General features: G+C 68.2%; 11 protein-coding genes. 8 read left to right on the top strand and 3 right to left on the bottom strand.

Annotation, left to right across the window (positions count from 1 at the left end; all coding sequences use genetic code 11):
- Positions 1-65 precede the first annotated feature (65 nt).
- Both BEK98_RS29955 and BEK98_RS29950 read left to right on the top strand, forming a co-directional pair.
- On the top strand, positions 66-1,565 hold the full coding sequence (locus tag BEK98_RS29955) for an RICIN domain-containing protein (protein ID WP_244202067.1): 1,500 nt from the start codon (positions 66-68) through the stop codon (positions 1,563-1,565).
- Positions 1,566-2,202: 637 nt separating this feature from the next.
- Positions 2,203-5,088, top strand: coding sequence for an AAA family ATPase (locus tag BEK98_RS29950; protein ID WP_094219827.1), 2,886 nt, complete (start codon positions 2,203-2,205; stop codon positions 5,086-5,088).
- Positions 5,089-5,150: 62 nt separating this feature from the next.
- On the opposite strand, the gene BEK98_RS29945 is transcribed toward BEK98_RS29950, so the two are convergent.
- From BEK98_RS29945 to BEK98_RS29935, 3 genes are all read right to left on the bottom strand, one after another.
- The gene (locus tag BEK98_RS29945; protein ID WP_094219826.1) at positions 5,151-5,900 is read right to left on the bottom strand and encodes a thioesterase II family protein; all 750 of its coding nucleotides are present in this window, start codon (positions 5,898-5,900) and stop codon (positions 5,151-5,153) included.
- 102 nt (positions 5,901-6,002) lie between these two features.
- Positions 6,003-7,475 carry an MFS transporter gene (locus tag BEK98_RS29940; RefSeq protein ID WP_208643270.1) on the bottom strand — a complete coding sequence of 491 codons (1,473 nt, stop codon included), beginning with the start codon at positions 7,473-7,475 and terminating at the stop codon, positions 6,003-6,005.
- Positions 7,476-7,672: 197 nt separating this feature from the next.
- Complete coding sequence (locus tag BEK98_RS29935; RefSeq protein WP_167444289.1) at positions 7,673-9,184, bottom strand: GMC family oxidoreductase; 1,512 nt, start codon at positions 9,182-9,184, stop codon at positions 7,673-7,675.
- A gap of 274 nt (positions 9,185-9,458) precedes the next feature.
- Here BEK98_RS29935 and BEK98_RS29930 point away from each other — a divergent pair, with 274 nt between their 5' ends.
- The 6 genes from BEK98_RS29930 to BEK98_RS29905 all read left to right on the top strand — a co-directional run bounded on the left by BEK98_RS29930 (position 9,459) and on the right by BEK98_RS29905 (position 15,694).
- On the top strand, positions 9,459-10,184 hold the full coding sequence (locus BEK98_RS29930; RefSeq protein WP_094219824.1) for a TetR/AcrR family transcriptional regulator: 726 nt from the start codon (positions 9,459-9,461) through the stop codon (positions 10,182-10,184).
- 272 nt (positions 10,185-10,456) lie between these two features.
- On the top strand, positions 10,457-10,801 hold the full coding sequence (locus BEK98_RS29925; RefSeq protein ID WP_094219823.1) for a nuclear transport factor 2 family protein: 345 nt from the start codon (positions 10,457-10,459) through the stop codon (positions 10,799-10,801).
- A gap of 183 nt (positions 10,802-10,984) precedes the next feature.
- Positions 10,985-12,691, top strand: a complete 1,707-nt coding sequence (locus BEK98_RS29920; RefSeq protein WP_094219822.1) for an acyl-CoA dehydrogenase family protein — start codon at positions 10,985-10,987, stop codon at positions 12,689-12,691.
- Between the two features lie 32 nt (positions 12,692-12,723).
- Complete coding sequence (locus BEK98_RS29915; protein WP_094219821.1) at positions 12,724-13,998, top strand: cytochrome P450; 1,275 nt, start codon at positions 12,724-12,726, stop codon at positions 13,996-13,998.
- 33 nt (positions 13,999-14,031) lie between these two features.
- Positions 14,032-15,279, top strand: a complete 1,248-nt coding sequence (locus BEK98_RS29910; RefSeq protein ID WP_094219820.1) for a cytochrome P450 — start codon at positions 14,032-14,034, stop codon at positions 15,277-15,279.
- A gap of 64 nt (positions 15,280-15,343) precedes the next feature.
- Positions 15,344-15,694, top strand: a complete 351-nt coding sequence (locus tag BEK98_RS29905; RefSeq protein ID WP_094219819.1) for a nuclear transport factor 2 family protein — start codon at positions 15,344-15,346, stop codon at positions 15,692-15,694.
- Positions 15,695-15,763 lie beyond the last annotated feature (69 nt).

Below are 15,763 nucleotides of genomic sequence, written 5' to 3'. Positions count from 1 at the left end.
GTTTCGGGCGACTGACACCGCGGGTCGGTCGCCCGACGCCGGAACATCACCCCCATGGAAGAGAAATGACCATGCCCAAGGGAGTTTCCGCCAGACCGGCCGGCCCGCTGGGACGAGCCGCCGCCACGTTCCTGACGCTCCTCGGCGCCCTCGCGGCGCTTCTGATACCCGCCACGCAGGCACAGGCCGCCACGGCCACGTTCACCGTGGGTGCCGCGCGCACCGATACCGCGGGCAACACACTCCAACTCCACGGCCTCGGCATCATCAAGGTCGGCGGCACCTGGTACGGCTTCGGCGAGGACAAGACCGGCAAGACCTCGTCCGACGCCACCTTCCAGGCCGTCGCCTGCTACACCTCGACCGATCTGGCCAACTGGACCCGCCAGAGCAACGCCCTGACCCTGCAGAGCAGCGGTGACCTCGGGCCGAACCGCATCGTGGAGCGGCCGAAGGTCATCTTCAACGCTTCGACGAACACGTACGTCATGTACGTGCACATCGACAACACGAACTACTCCGAGGCCAAGGTCGGTGTCGCCACCAGCAGCACCCCCTGCGGCCCGTACACCTACCGGGGCAGCTTCCAGCCGCTGGGCAACCAGAGCCGTGACATCAGCCTCTTCCAGGACACCGACGGAACCGGCTACCTGCTGAGCGAGGACCGCAACAACGGTCTGCGCGTCTACCGGCTCTCCGACGACTACCTGTCGGTGGCGAGCGCCGTGTCCAAGGTGGGCACCGGCGGCGGCACCGACAACTACGAGGCGCCGGCCATGATCAAGGTCAACGGCACCTACTACCTCTTCGGTTCGCATCTGACCGGCTGGAGCGTCAACGACAACGTCTACACCACCGCGACATCGCTGAACGGCCCCTGGTCCCCGGTCCGGACCTTCGCGGCCCCCGGCACCAACACCTACGGCAGCCAGACGGCCAACATCATCACCGTCCAGGGAAGTTCGGGGACCAGCTACATCTACGCGGGTGACCGATGGAATCCTTCGGACCTCGGCTCCTCGCAGCTCATCTGGCTGCCCCTGACCATCCGGGGAACCACGGTGAACATGGGCCAGTACCCCACCTGGTCGCTCGACACGACCGCCGGCACATGGACACCCGGCAGCGGCCTCCCGTCCTCCGGCACCCACACGCTCAGCAACGCCGGCAGTTCGCAGCTGATGGACGTGTCGGGCGGGTCCACCGCGGACGGCGCCAAGGTCATCCAGTGGCAGTCGAACGGCGGCACGAACCAGCAGTGGACCTTCACCAAGGTCGCCGACAACGTCTACACGGTCAGGAGCGTGAAGAGCGGGCTCTGCCTGGACGTACCGGACCAGTCCTCCACCGTGGGGCTGCAGTTGCAGCAGTGGACCTGCAACGGCGGCGCCAACCAGCAGTGGTTCCTCGACCTCGTCGGCAGCTACACCGGTAGCAAGTACATGCTCATCGGCGTGCAGAACAACCTGACCGTCAGCGTCTCCGGCGGCTCCACGACGGCCGGAGCCGCGGTGGACCAGGAGACGGGCACCGGCCCCTCGAGCCAGCAGTGGAACCTGTCCTAGCCATCCGGTCGCGCTCGGGCCGAGGTCCGACCGCCGGCACGGCTCGGGAACAGGTGCGGCCCGCGGAAGTCGATCTCCGCGGGCCGCACCGCGGGAGGCCTGTCTTATGTCGCCGGCCCAGGAGTGAGATGAGTGTCATCACTATGTAGACGGCCACACAATTGATTCACGGCGCCATGATAAATCAGGGAGCGGATATAAAACCTGTGCGATTATGGCCCTTCGAAATGGCGCAGCAAATGCGCGGTGCCACGTCGAGGGCGCTCAAATAAGAAGTCGGAAGGTCTGATTCCGATTGTGGTGATATTTGTCTGAATTGTGAACAGTGTGCCCATTGGGCTCATGCGTGCGGACCTTGACCGTGAATTTTTAATCCACGCTTAAAATGACTGACACACATCTCTGCAGATCGGGGCGTTCACTTCATTGTGTGACGCATTTCACTGCGCCTGCTCGATGGCCTGGACTGGTCGGCTCCGGGGCGCTTGGCCTGGGGTGAATCGCAGGCTTCCGGCGTGTAAGGGCAAGATCAATAACCGTTGACAGGGGCGATCGCCAGGTATTTTAATGTCGAAGTCATTCAAGGGGCATCTATGTCCCTGACGCCGACACTCGTCTTCAGGGGGAACGAACGAGTATGGCTATTGCTGGCATGCCTGAAAAATGCCGTGAACGCTCCGCAGACCGAGACTGCTCGTACGAACTGCCTGAGCGAGTCAGGTTACTTGGCGAACTACGCAGGATGTTCGAAGGGAGTCGACGCGGAGACAGCAGGGTTGCGGTCGTCTACGGGCCCGTAGGGTGTGGCAAGACGGAGTTGCTGAATGACTTCGCTGCTTACGTGGAAGCCCGAGAGGGGGTCTACCTCGGAGCAATCGCTTCCCGGGCCGAGCAGACGGTGCCCTTTGGGCTGCTCGCCCATTTGCTGCACAGTGACAAGATCAATGCTCATTTGAGGGAGAAAGTCGAGCGCTGCGCAGCCGCGGCGCGATCCGAATCGACCGGCCGTGATGGCGTGGGCGACTCCGCGGATGATGTGGCGCCGCGGATCTTCCATGAGATGTGCATGACGCTGCTGGACGTCGTGGAGCAGGCGCAGAGTCCTGTGGTGCTCGGTATCGACGACGTGCACTACGCCGACACGGCGTCACTGCGCTGCCTGTCGTACGTCGTTCGCAGGCTTCGGTCCGCACGGTTGCTCGTCGTGTTGAACGAGTCGCCCCACTCGCGTCGACTCGCAACGTTGTCCGAAGCCGAGTTGCCGGCCGAGCCGCTCGTGCGTTTCCTGAAGCTGCCGTTGCTGTCTCCGCAGGGTGTCGAGGAGGTGATGGCCCTTCACCTGGGGCGCGCGGCGGCTCAGGTGCTCGCAGCCGACGCCTTTCGGGTCACCGGAGGCAATACGGCACTGCTCCACGGGCTCATCGAGGACAACCGCAGCACCGTCGAAGCGGACGCACCGCAGTTCCGGGTGGCCGACGGATTCGGCCAGGCCCTGATCAGCTGCCTGTTCCGCTGCGAACCCGAGGTCTTGCAGGTCGCTCGCCATCTGGCGGTGCTCGATGACGTTCCCTCGGTCCCGGTGCTCGCCCAGCTCGCGGACATGGACCAGGAGACCACTGCCCAGGCCCTGGATCTCTTGCACGAGACCGGGCTCCTCTCCGGAGGGATGTTCCGGCACTCTCACGCCAAGGGGGTGGTGCTGAGTGGCATGACGGCGGTGCAACGGGCCGATCTCCACGTCCACACCGCCAATGTCCTTTTCAAGAAGGGCTTTCCGGCCATGACGGTGGCGGGCCACCTTCTGGGAGCGAGCCGTGTCGACACCGACTGCGCGATTCCGATTCTCCACGAGGCGGCCCAGCAGGCGGTGTCCGAGGGGAATGTGGACTTCGCGGTGGACTGCCTTCGGATCGCGCTCCAGTACGACACCGACGAGCGGCGGAAGGCGACCACCACGGCGATGATCGTGAGGGCTACCTGGCGCCGGGATCCCTATGCCGCATATCGACTGGTCGGCGGACTGATCGAGGATTCGCGGGCGGGACATCTTTCGGGATGGCGCGCTTCATCCGTCATCGACGCGTTGATCTGGTTCGGGCGCCCCGAAGAAGCGAACGAGCTGCTGCTGCGCGGGTTCGAAGCGGCGTCGAAGGCCCACGACATGGTGGCGGCCTCTCATCTCGAGGCGTCCAAGGCCTGGCTGGAGACGATCTATCCGCGCCGTGGGAACGGACGGGCGCCGGGAATTCCCCATGGTGGCGAACCGGCCGCCAGTGGTGTCTCGCCAGAGGCCTGGGCCAAGGGGCGCGCGGCTGAGATATTCCGTGGCAACCTCACCGTGGCGCCCGATGTCAGGCAGCTGAACGAGGCGCAGCAGGCGCTGCGGCACTACGGACTCACCGAGGGCACCGCACCGCTCCTGATGGCCGCCCTGTACACCCTGATGTACGCGGAGCGGTTGCAGGAGGCTCATGAATGGGCCGAGGAGCTGATCGCCCAGGCCCGGCAGGGCTCCTTCACCGTATGGCATGCCATGTTTCGTGCGGCACGTGCCGAGATCCTCCTGCGTCAGGGGGAGCCGGCGTCCGCCGAACGCGAGGTCGAGCACGCCCTGACGCTGCTTCCCGCGCGGAACTGGGGCGTCATGCTGGGCCTGCCGTTGAGTACCGTGCTGCATGCCAACACCCTGACGGGGCATGCCAGCGCAGTGGCGGAAGAAGCACAGTGCGCCATGCCCCAGGTCATCTTCGAGACGCCGTACGGAATGCGTCTTCTGCGAGCTCGCGGTCATCGGTATCTGGCGTCGGGGCAGGTCTCGGCGGCGCTCGATGACTTCCTGGCCGCCGGGGAGCTGGCCGAGCGACTGGGCCTGGACAATCCGGTCGTGATTCCATGGCGATCGAGTGCTGCGCAGGCCCTCATACGGCTCGGGGACTGCAAACAGGCCCAGGTCCTTCTCGTCGAACAGTTGCGCAGGTGCGGTCCCGAGTATCCGCGCATCCACGCCGAGACGTTGAGGGTGCTGGCCGCCACCAACACCATCTCCGAGCGGCCCAGGCTGCTGACCAAGGCGTCCGAGTATCTGCAGATGTGTGAGGCTCCGCTCGAACTGTCGTTTGCGCTCCATGATCTCGGATGGGCGTGGCAGGAGCAGGGGCAGTACAGCAAGGGGCGGCAGATCATGCGCCGGGCCGGCCTGATGGCCGAGCGCCGGGGCGTGCGGATCCCGTCGCCGGCTGCGATGCGATCGGTCGGGGACGAGCAGAGCAGCCCGAGTCCCCAGCCGGGGACCGGGGACATGGGCGCCACCGAGGCTCTCAGTGACGCCGAGACGAGGGTCGCGCAGCTTGCTGTCGGCGGTTACAGCAACCGGCAGATCGCGAGTCGGTTGTTCGTGACGGTGAGCACCGTGGAGCAGCACCTCACGAGGGTCTACCGCAAGCTCAACATAAGGCGAAGGACGGATCTCGTCGGCGCGCTGCAGAACGTCGAGCCGACGGAGCGCGACGAACTGGCCAGCTAGCGCGAACACGACGAGGCCTCCCTGGCAGGAACGGTTTTCCGCTTGGGAGGCCTCGTCGTGTGTCATAGCGTGTCGAGAACCGCCCTGGCGACCGCCGCGGTGTTCCCGTCCAAGTAGAAGTGGCCGCCGGTGAACACCCGAAGGTCGGTACTTCCGGTGGTGTGGGCTTCCCAGGCGCGGGCCTCGGGCACCAGGGCGACGGGATCGGCGTCTCCGACGAAGACCGAAATGGGACACGTCAGCCGGGCGTTGGCCGGTACGGCGGTGTAGGTCTCCGCCGCTCGGTAGTCCGCCCTGACGGCGGGGAGCACCAGTGCGCGCAGATCGTCGTCGGTGAGCAGGGCGTCAGCCGTACCACCCAGACGGGTCAGTTCCGCGATCAGGCCTGCGTCGTCGCGCAGATGTACCCGTTCATCCCGCGCGACGGACGGGGCACGCCGAGCCGAGGCGAACAGCCGTACCGGCCCCTGCGCGGTCAACTGCTCGAAGCGGCGGGCCACTTCGAAGGCGACGAGCGCACCGAGGCTGTGACCGAAGAAGGCGAACGGCCCGTCGAGAGTGGGGCGCAGAGCCGCGAAGGCGGCATCGGCGAGCGCCGGAACGCTGTCGAGAAGGGGTTCGTGGCGCCGGTCCTGCCGCCCCGGATACTGCACGCACAGTGCTTCGACGCGGGGCGCGAGGGACTGCGCCAACGGCCGGAAGTACGCCGCCGACCCGCCGGCGTGTGGAAAGCAGACGAGTCGTAACTCGCTGTCGACCGGCTCGATGAAACGGCGAGTCCAAGAGCTCTGCTCTTCTGTGCTGACCTGCATGCGTCGACCTCTCCATGCCGGAAGCAGGGCGGGGCCGTGGCCGGTCGGGGGATGTGCCCGGCCACGGCCCCGCGTTCGTGGTGCGGTGCCGCTCGGTCGTGCTCAGTGCGAGACGGCACCGATCTCATCGGCCTGGTCGGGCTGACGGTCGGCCGACTCCTGGGCCGCGCTGCCGGGCTTCCTGAGGGTGAAGGCCAGCAGACCGCCGACGACCGCCGCCACGCCGCCCACCCAGGTCGCCGTACGCAGGCCGTCCGCGACTGCGGAGACGGCCGGCTTGGCGTCGGAGCTCAGATCGAGGCCCGCGTTGGCGATGGCCACCAGGACGGCGAGCCCCGCGGCACCGCCGATCTGCTGGGAGGCGCTGGCGAGTGCGGAGGCGATGCCCGCCTCGCTCGGGTCGACGCCGGACGCGGCGCAGATGAACATCGCCGGGAAGGTGACGCCGCCGCCGACACCCCAGATGACCAGGCCGATCAGGAGCTGCCAGAAGGAGGCGTCCGTGGTCATCGCCAGGGCGAGGGCGATCATTCCCACGCCGTTGATCAGCATGCCGATGAAGAGCGTCGTCCGCGGCCCCCACTTCGCCAGCAGGATGCCGGTGAGCTTGAGAGAGGCGAGCATCGAGATGACGGTGAGCGGCAGGAAGGCGAGACCCGCCTCCAGCGCGTCGTAACCGAGCACGTCCTGCACGTAGTTGGTGAACAGGTAGTACGAGCCCGACAACGCGCTCTGGAACACGAGGATGATCAGGATCGCGGTCACCAGGCTGCGGTTGGTGAACAGGCGCATCGGCGCGAGCGGTGCGCGGGTCCTGCTTTCCACCAGGGCGAAGACGGCGAGGAGCACCGCGCCGGCGACGATGGAACCGGCACCGCGCAGCGAACCCCAGCCCGCCTCCGGGCCGCTGACGAGACCGAGGACCAGGAGAGACGAACCGGCGGTGGCGAGCACCGCGCCGGGCACGTCGAAGCTGGCGTCGCTGCCGGAGCGCTCGTCGGCGGGCAGGACGGACGGGGCGGCCACCGCGGCCAGCAGAGCCATCGGGACCAGGATGAACAGCACCCACTCCCAGCCCCAGGCGTTGGTCAGCAGGCCGCCGAGCAGGGCGCCGGCCGCCAGGCCACCGCTGCCGCAGGCACCCCAGACAGCCAGCGCGCGGTTGCGCTCGGCGCCCTCCTCGAACTTGGTGTTCACCAGCATGAGCGTGGCCGGCGAGAGCAGCGCGCCGCCGACACCCTGGACGGCGCGGGCGGCGATCAGGACACCGGGGTCCTTGGCCAGACCGCCGACGAGGCAGGCCAGACCGAAGACCACCGCGCCGAGGATGAAGATCCGGCGGCCGCCGATGCGGTCGACCAGCCGGCCGCCGAAGAGCAGGAGACCACCGAAGGCCACGGCATAGGCACTGACCACCCACTGCAGCGACTGAGTGGTGAAGCCGAGTGCGCTGCCGATGTCGGGGAGCGCCACGTACACGATGTTGTAGTCGGCGGCAACGATGAACTGGGCGAATGCCAGCAGCGCGAGCATGAGCCCGGGCCGGTGCTGGCTCTTGGGGACGGTGTCAACCACGACAGGGGCTTCCTTCTGTCACTGGGGCCGGTGCTCACGGTGGGCCCGGCGGTGGTGAGCGACGTTGCGGTACACGGTGTTCAGCATTTTGAGTACACGGTGTTCAGTAACAACACGGTGGAGTCTGACTCAACGGTGCTCGACTGTCAAACGGTGTACGGGCCAGGCCTGTTGGGCCTGGCCCCGCATGGCCGGAATCAGGTGCGGGCGGCCTTGATCCGGTCCGCCATCCGCTCGGCGAGCATCAACACGGTCAGCAGCGGATTGCCCCGGATGACCTCGGGCATGACCGACTGGTCGATGACGCGCAGGCCGTCGACGCCCAGGACGCGGCAGTCGGGATCGACCACTGTCGTCGTGTCGTACGGCGAGCCCATCCGGGCCGTGGTGGCCACGTGATGACTGGCGAACGTCACGTTCGGCAGCTCCTCCGCGGAGGGCAGCTCGGGCTTGTCGGCCAGGATGGCCGCGAAGGCGCGGTGGTGGACCAGCTCGCCGACACGCTCCAGGGCGTCCTTCGCGCGCAGCGTGTCACTCTGCTCGGTGAGCATGCGCATCTCCACGAAGGGGCCCGCGAGCGGGTCGCGCGAGGTGAAGAGCAGCTTGCCGCGGCTGACGGCGTGCATCTGCCAGATGCAGATGCCGGGGATGCCGAGCCAGCCGTTGTTCGGGATGATCATCATGTCGTTGGCGCCGGCGTCGGCCAGGCCCGACGAGTAGCGCCAAGTGACGTTCACGGTGCGCCCGAAGGGGCTGGCCGCCTTCTCCGGCGGGATGGGCAGGGCGAGGACGATGAAGGGGTGCTCGGTCAGCTCCTGGCCCACCGGAAGGTCGGCCACCTGGTCGATGCCGAGCCTCGTCAGGTCCTCGGTGGTGCCGATGCCCGAACGCACCAGCAGGGCGGGGGAGAGCGTGCCGCCCGCGGAGAGGATCACCTCGCCGCCCGGAGCGAGCCGGATGGTCTCCCCGCCCGCCAGCCGCACCCCCGTCGTGACCTTTCCGCCGGGGCCGAAGGTCACGCTGTCCACCAGCGCCTCGCCTCGGATGGTCAGGTTGCCGCGCTCGCGTGCGGGCTCCAGGTAGCCGTCGTTGGCCGCCACGCGCTTGCCATCGCGGAGGTGCATGGCGAACGGTGAGAGGCCGGTCGCCTCCGGCGCGTTGGTGTCGTCGTGCCAGGGCACGCCGAGGTCGAGCGCCGCGTCCCGGAAGGCGTTGTCGGCGCCGCCCCAGTTCTTCTGGGGCTCGCGGTAGATGGGGAGCGGGCCGCCCCGCCCGTGGTAGGGGGCGTCCGGGAAGTCCAGATCGTCCTCCAGCTTCCGGTAGTAGGGGAGGGCCTCGTCGAACGACCAGCCTTCCGCTCCCTGCGCGACCCAGCGGTCGAAGTCGTCTCGTACTCCGCGGATGGAGAAGAGCCCGTTCACCTGAGAGGTGCCGCCGACACCCCGACCCGCCTGGAAGGGGATCGGGTCGAGTGTGGGATGGATCCTGGTCTGCAGGCCGTGCCACCAGAAGTCGGGCTGGGCTCCCATGTCCAGATCGAATTCACGGCCGACGAAATTCTGCGGCCTGTTCGCCGGACGGATGTCCTTTCCCGTCTCCAGTAGGAGAACATTCGCCGATGAATCCTCGGAAAGCCGGGACGCGAGGGCCGACCCGGCGGCACCGCCGCCGACGATGATGTAATCCCATTCCGTAGTAGAACTGACCATTTCCAACCTTCCGCAGGTGATGGGAGAGCGCTTTCGGCAATGGCGGCCTGCCTCGGGGTGAATTCCGCCGGTTTTGTGCGAGCCGACGCTATGGGGAGGCTCACCCCTAAGGGCAACCCCTAGATCACGTCCCCGCAGCGGGCTCGGAACGGCCTCCGATAGGGGTTCCGGCCTGGGGACGGCGAGGTTGGCCATGCCGTGTGCCGAGCAGAGAGTACACGCCGATCACTAACTGATCGGCAGCTATCGAACTTTACGCTGTTACGATGGCGCCATGGCAGACCCGAAACCGAGCAGGCGAGAACGCCTCCGCGCAGAAGCCGCCCAGGAGATCAAGACGATCGCGCTGAAGCACATGGCGGAGAACGGCACGGCAGCCGTGTCCCTGCGCGCGATCGCTCGTGAGATGGGGATGACCGCCGGTGCGATCTACAGCTACTACGACACCCGGGACGACCTGATCACGGCCCTTGTCGCCGATGTCTACAACTCCCTGGCGCAGGCGCTGGAGGAGGCCGTCGCCGCCGCGCCCGAGGGGCCCGTCGCCCAGGTGATGGCGTACGGACAGGCGTACCGGAACTGGGCGGTGGCCAATCCGCAGGAGTTCCGGCTCGTCTACGGCGATCCCGTGCCGGACTACCAGGTCCCGCTGTGCGGTCCCGCCGCCGAGGCCGAGCACCGTGCCTGTACGGCGCTGACCGGAGTGGTGGTCTCGGCCTGGCCCTGGGCCCAGCGGCTGCACGCCGACCAGGGCTACACCTGGGAGGACTACGACCCCGAGTTCATCAAGACGGTGCGCTCGGCCTTCCCTGACCTGCATCCGTCCGCCGTCGCCCTGGCGATGCGGCTGTGGGGACGTCTGCACGGACTCGTCTCGCTCGAGATCTACGGCCATCTGCGGCCCCAGGTTCAGGATCCGGCCAGGCTCTACCACGCCGAACTGGTCGACCTCACGCATCTGCTGGGTCTCACGGCACCCGTGTCCGCCATGGCCGACTGACCCCGCCGGCTTCCTTCGCGCAGCGCTGGGACCGCACCTCCGGGTGCGGTCCCAGCGCTGTTTTTCGTGGTCGATTTTCCGTCAACTGGCTCGAAAATCAGCGCACTTGACAGTGAACGGCGTTGCGCTACTGTTGGCCGTAGTGCAACTGAACGGCGTGTACTTCACTAGTCGGCCGATGTGCGCTCACCCGCGGCCGCGACGCCCGGGGCGCCTGTGGAGGCGATCTGCCTTCACGGGGTTCTTACCTGTATTCGGAAGGGCCTTTTCCCATGAGCGATGCCACTCAGATCGTTGAGACCTACTTCAAGGCGTGGAACGACTTCGATGCCGACAGTCGCAAGGCCACCCTCGAGTCGATCTTCGCCAAGAAGGCCAAGATCATCGACCCCGACTGGGTGGCCGAGGGTGTGCACGCCATCGTGGAGGCCATCGGCGCGGCGCGCGAGAAGCTCGGTGACCTGCCGCTCGACCTGACCACGGTCATCGGCTCCCACAACGACGCCGTGCTGTACACCTGGCACCTCGGCCCCGCCGCCGAGCCGATCGCCAAGGGCTACGGAGTCCTCCAGCTCGAGGATGGCGTTATCGAGCTGGCGTACAACTTCTTCGGCTGAGCAGACCGGGCCACCCGCCCGCGACACTGAACCCAGTATGGGCCGGACGCGTTCTCCGCGTCCGGCCCGTACGGCTTTCTCCGGGAAATAGGGGTCGGCGCCGGTGAAAACTGGGGTTGGCGATAGGGGGAGAGTGTCACTAGCTTTTCAGGTGCCGCGCGTCGACCGAAAGAGGATTCTCCGATGACCGCCGCACCATCCGATGCTGGAATAGCACCCCATTCTCTCCTGGCGGATTTACTCAAGGGGCATCTCGACTGGAACGCCTGGCGTGACTTTCCCCGGCCGAGCCGTGCCGAGGAGGAACTCGGCGACCGTCTGGTCGCCGAGGCCGAGGAGTTCTTCGCGCAGCGCGTCGATCCCACCGAGCTGGACGACACCCGCGTCCTGCCCGACGGGCTCCTCGACGAGCTGCAGCAGCGCGGCTATCTGAGGCTCGTGGTTCCGCCGGAACTCGGCGGCCTCGGACTGGCGCCGTACACCGCCTTCCGTGTGATCGCCCAGGCCTGCGCCCACTCCGTGCCCGTCGGGCAGATCGTGGCCATCCAGAACGGCGTCGGCGCGGCGGCGATGCTCCCGGCCCTGCCCCCCGGCCCCCTGCGGGAGTTCGTCAGCGGGCGGATCGCCGCCGGCACCGTCTCGGGGTTCGGCGACACCGACCGCTCGGGGCAGAACAACGCCCGCCCGACACTCACCGCCACCCCGGTCGACGGCGGCTATCTGCTGCGCGGTGAAAAGCTCTTCACCGGCAACGGTCCCGTCGCCGACCTGATCGCGGTGTCCGCGACCGTACCCGGCGACGGCGCACCCAAGGTCGGTGCCTTCTTCCTCGACACCAGCACCCCCGGTTTCTCCGTCGGGTCGCGCGTGGAGTTCATGGGCAGCCGGGGGCTGCCGAACGCGTCGCTGCGCTTCGACGACGTACTCGTCCCGGCCGGCCAGGCGCTCCTCGACCCCGACGGCGACCAGCTCCCGCCACTGGTGGGCCTGGTGGCGCTGCTCGGCCGTATCCACTTCACCGGTGCCCCCGCGATGGCGATCGCCAGGAACTGCCTCGCCTGGTCACGCGAGTTCATCGCCCGACGCACGATCGACGGACGCCCGCTCGGCGAGTACGAAGAGATCCAGCGCACGGTCACGGCCACCCTCGCCGAGGTGTACGCCATGGAGTCGGCGGTGCGCTGGAGCCTCGCCGGAGGTCTGGCCGACCGCTGGTTCGAGCGGTTCGTCACCAAGAACCTCCTGGTGCGCGGGGCTTGGCGGACCGTCGACCGGACCGTGTCCCTGCACGGGGGCGAGGGTTTCGAGACGGTCGCGAGCAAGGTCCGCCGGGGCGCGCCCGCGGTGCCGCTGGAGCGGGCCTTCCGTGACGCGCGGGGACTGCGCGTCGCCGGCAACGTCGACTTCCAGCTCGACAACCAGCTCGGCCGGATGCTGCTCGCGCAGTACTACGCCGACGCGCGGACCGCCACGGAGACCGCCGGTCGGCACGCGCAGACCGGGGCACCGGGGTTGTCACCGGCGAACCAGGACCATCTGCGGGTTCTCACCCGACTCGTGCACAGCGTGCGGGAGATCGCCGTCGGCCTGGTGCGCCGGTACCCGGACCCCGAGCAGCTGTACGCCAAAGAGCGCACGGTCGTGCTCCTCGGCCGCATCGCGGGCGAACTCTTCAACGCCGTCGCCGTACTGGCGCGTGCCGCGTCCGACGACGCCCCGACCGGCGACGAGCCGTGGCAGCACCAGGAACTCGCCGACGTGCACAGCGTCGAGGCGCGCCACCGGCTCGCCGGTCTCCTCGCCCGGCTGAGGACCGAGACCGAGCCCGACCACGCCAAGATCAGTCGCCGCTGGCTCGCGGGCAGTCACGACCGACTCGTCCGCCACTGAACCGTGGCGCACGCCGAACCCGAGAGGACCACATGACGACCGACCACGAACTCCCGGCGGTACTGGGCGGGTTCGACCTCGCGGACCAGTCCCGGTTCGCTGCCGGAGTTCCCTACGGCCTGTTCGCCCGGCTGCGCACGGAGGCGCCCGTCCTCTTCCACCCCGGGGGACGGACCGCGGACGGCGACGGATTCTGGGTGCTGACCCGGCACGCCGACATCGTGGCCGCGGCCGCGTCCCCGGACTTCTCCGCCCAGGGCGGCGGCGACCGCGCCGGCGGTGGCTCCCACCTGGAGGACTTGCCCGTCGGTGTGCACGCCGGGGTGCTGTTCGCCATGATGGACAATCCGCGCCACGACCTGATCCGACGGCTGCTGAGGCCCGCCGTGACGGGCGAGGTGGCGGAGGGCCTGACCGACCCGCTGCGAGAGATCGCGCAGGAGCTGCTGACGGACGCACTGGACCGGGGCGGCCGCGTCGACTTCATGAAGGACCTCAGCGAGCCCTACGCCCTGCGCGCGGTGTCCCTCCTGCTGGGCGCCCCGCGGGACGACTGGGACCGGCTCGCGGACTGGGGCCGCCTCAACCTCGGGTTCGTCAACCGGCTGACCGGCACGGTCGACGCCGGTTCGACCGAGATCTTCCACGCCATGTCCGCCTACTTCAAGGACCTGCTGGACCGCAAGCGTGAGGCACCCGCGCAGGACCTCGGCTCGCTCCTCGCCGGCGGCGCCATCGAGACGGGAGGCGGCGAGCCGCCGCTCACCGGTCAGGAGCGGGACGCCAACGCCGTACTCATCCTGATCACCGGCTTCGAGCAGCCGCGCAACACCATCGCCAGCGGCGTCCTCGCCCTCGCCCAGCACCCGGACCAGTGGCAGGCCCTGCGCAAGGACCGCTCGCTGCTGCCCCGGGCGATCGAGGAGATCCTGCGCTGGGCCCCGCCCAACCCGTACAACCGGCGCACCGCCACCCGCGATGTCGTACTCCACGGACACCACATCAAGGCCGGCGACAAGGTCACCTTCTGGTGGCCGTCGGCCAACCGCGACGAGGACGTCTTCGACCACGCGTCGGCCTTCGACATCAGCCGCACCCACAACCCGCACCTCTCCTTCGGCACCGGCACCCACTTCTGCCTCGGCGACCAGGTGGCCCGCCTCGAGATACGGCTCTTCCTGGAAGCCCTGCTGGACAAGGTGGCGGACATCCGTCTCACCGGGCCGGTCGTCCACGCCCCCAACAACAAACACACCGTGATCCTCGACATGCCGGTGGAACTGGTTCCGCACACGGACGCCGGCTGATCATCCGATTTCAGACCAGACGGGATACCTGACATGACCGAGACCGTGGAGACCACGGCCACCGAGGACCTCCCGGAGGTCCTGCCCTACGATCCGTTCGACCCCGCCTTCCACTCCGACCCGTACACCACCTACACCAGGCTGCGAGCCACTGGCGGATCCGTGATCCGCACCGGAGCGGGTGTGGCGGCCCTGGGCTACCACGAGGTCCACGCCGTACTGCGCAACCCCAAGCTGGGCCGCGGCGAGGGTGCCGGCTACCAGGACACCCTGATACCCACCCCCGAGGGCCTTCGGCCCGCGGTGATGTTCATGGACCCGCCGGACCACACCCGCATACGGGCTCTGGTCAACAAGGCGTTCACCCCGCGTGCCATCGAGCGGCTGCGGCAGCCCGCCGAGGAACTCGCGGCCAAGCTGGTCGCGCAGGCGGCCGGCGAGTCGGCCGCGCACGGCACGGTCGACCTCACCCCCGTGCTGTTCCGGCCGCTCGGCGCCGGCGTGCTGAACATCCTGGTCGGAGTACCGGAGAAGTACCTCGCCCAGTGCATCGAGTACGCCAACGACGCCGGCCGTGGCCTCGACCCGGCCTACACCCTCTCGCCCGATGCCCTCGCCAACCGGCTCAAGGCCCGGGACGGTTACGTCGCCATCGCCGAGGAACTGATCGCCGAGCGCCGGGCCCAGCCGGTCGACGACCTGATGAGCGAACTGGTCCTGGCCGAGCAGGACGGTGAGCGGCTCACCGAGATCGAGCTGCTCACCACGGTCGCCAACATCTTCCTCGCCGGCTTCAGCGCACCGCAGGCCGCGATGGGCCTGGCCGCGCTCTCCCTGCTGCGCCACCCCGACCAGCTGGAGTGGTACCGCAACCACCCCGAGGAGGGCGCGGGTTCGGTGGAGGAGCTGATGAGGTACGACGCGGCCGTGCAGCTGATCAACCGCACGGCGCTGGAGGACACCGAGGTCGGCGGCGTCCCGGTCAAGGCCGGCGAAGAGGTCTTCATGCTGCTCGGCGCGGCCAACCGCGACCCTGCGGCGTACGAGGACGCCGATCGTCTCGACCTGACCCGGCGCGGCACCAGGAACCTCGGGTTCGGGCACGGCATCCACTACTGCGTGGCCGCCCCGATCGCCAAGCTGGTCATCGAGGTCGCGCTGAACGCCCTCGTCCAGTACGACGTCGAGCTGCAGACCCAGACCCCGCCGACCAACGGAGCCCTCGCCATCCGGAGCCTGGCCGAACTGCCGGTGACGATCCGGCCGCGCACCGCTTCCTGAACCGGCGCCGGACCACCCCGGCCGCCCGTAGAACCGTAGACCGCAGAAAGAGGAGACCCGGCACGTGAGCAGTGACATCACCACCGTGGTGAAGCGATACATCGAGACCTGGAACATCGTCGACGGCGACGAACGCCGCGCCGCGATCGAGGAGTTGTTCACCGAGAACGTCGAGTACGCCGACCCCAACGTGCACATCGAGGGGTGGGCCGCGCTGGACGCCTACATCGCGGAGACCCAGAAGCAGCTTCCCGGCAGTGTGTTCGCGCTGGTGAGCGAGGTGAGCACGCATCACGACCTCGGCCGGTTCAGCTGGCAGGTCGGCCCGGCCGGCGGGGCGCCGCTGGCTGTGGGCCACGACTTCATCGCGCTGGAGAACGGGCGGGTGCGGCGGCTGTACGGGTTCTTCTCCTGAACACAGGCCGACAAAGGACCGCCGGGCCATTCGGCCCGGCGGTCCTGTGCGTGCACGGTGTCGGCTGCC

The sequence above is a fragment of the Streptomyces diastatochromogenes genome (assembly GCF_002242805.1).
GTDB lineage: Bacteria > Actinomycetota > Actinomycetes > Streptomycetales > Streptomycetaceae > Streptomyces > Streptomyces diastatochromogenes.
Note: the sequence above shows the minus strand (reverse complement) of the source record. Positions and strands in the feature narration are given on the sequence as shown.

What these genes read in the sequence shown, in the direction of transcription:
- BEK98_RS29955 (WP_244202067.1), top strand. Translation starts at nt 66, where the DNA reads ATGACCATGCCCAAGGGAGTTTCCGCCAGACCGGCCGGCCCGCTGGGA.
- BEK98_RS29950 (WP_094219827.1), top strand. Translation starts at nt 2,203, where the DNA reads ATGGCTATTGCTGGCATGCCTGAAAAATGCCGTGAACGCTCCGCAGAC.
- BEK98_RS29945 (WP_094219826.1), bottom strand. Translation starts at nt 5,900, where the DNA reads ATGCAGGTCAGCACAGAAGAGCAGAGCTCTTGGACTCGCCGTTTCATC.
- BEK98_RS29935 (WP_167444289.1), bottom strand. Translation starts at nt 9,184, where the DNA reads ATGGTCAGTTCTACTACGGAATGGGATTACATCATCGTCGGCGGCGGT.
- BEK98_RS29930 (WP_094219824.1), top strand. Translation starts at nt 9,459, where the DNA reads ATGGCAGACCCGAAACCGAGCAGGCGAGAACGCCTCCGCGCAGAAGCC.
- BEK98_RS29925 (WP_094219823.1), top strand. Translation starts at nt 10,457, where the DNA reads ATGAGCGATGCCACTCAGATCGTTGAGACCTACTTCAAGGCGTGGAAC.
- BEK98_RS29920 (WP_094219822.1), top strand. Translation starts at nt 10,985, where the DNA reads ATGACCGCCGCACCATCCGATGCTGGAATAGCACCCCATTCTCTCCTG.
- BEK98_RS29915 (WP_094219821.1), top strand. Translation starts at nt 12,724, where the DNA reads ATGACGACCGACCACGAACTCCCGGCGGTACTGGGCGGGTTCGACCTC.
- BEK98_RS29910 (WP_094219820.1), top strand. Translation starts at nt 14,032, where the DNA reads ATGACCGAGACCGTGGAGACCACGGCCACCGAGGACCTCCCGGAGGTC.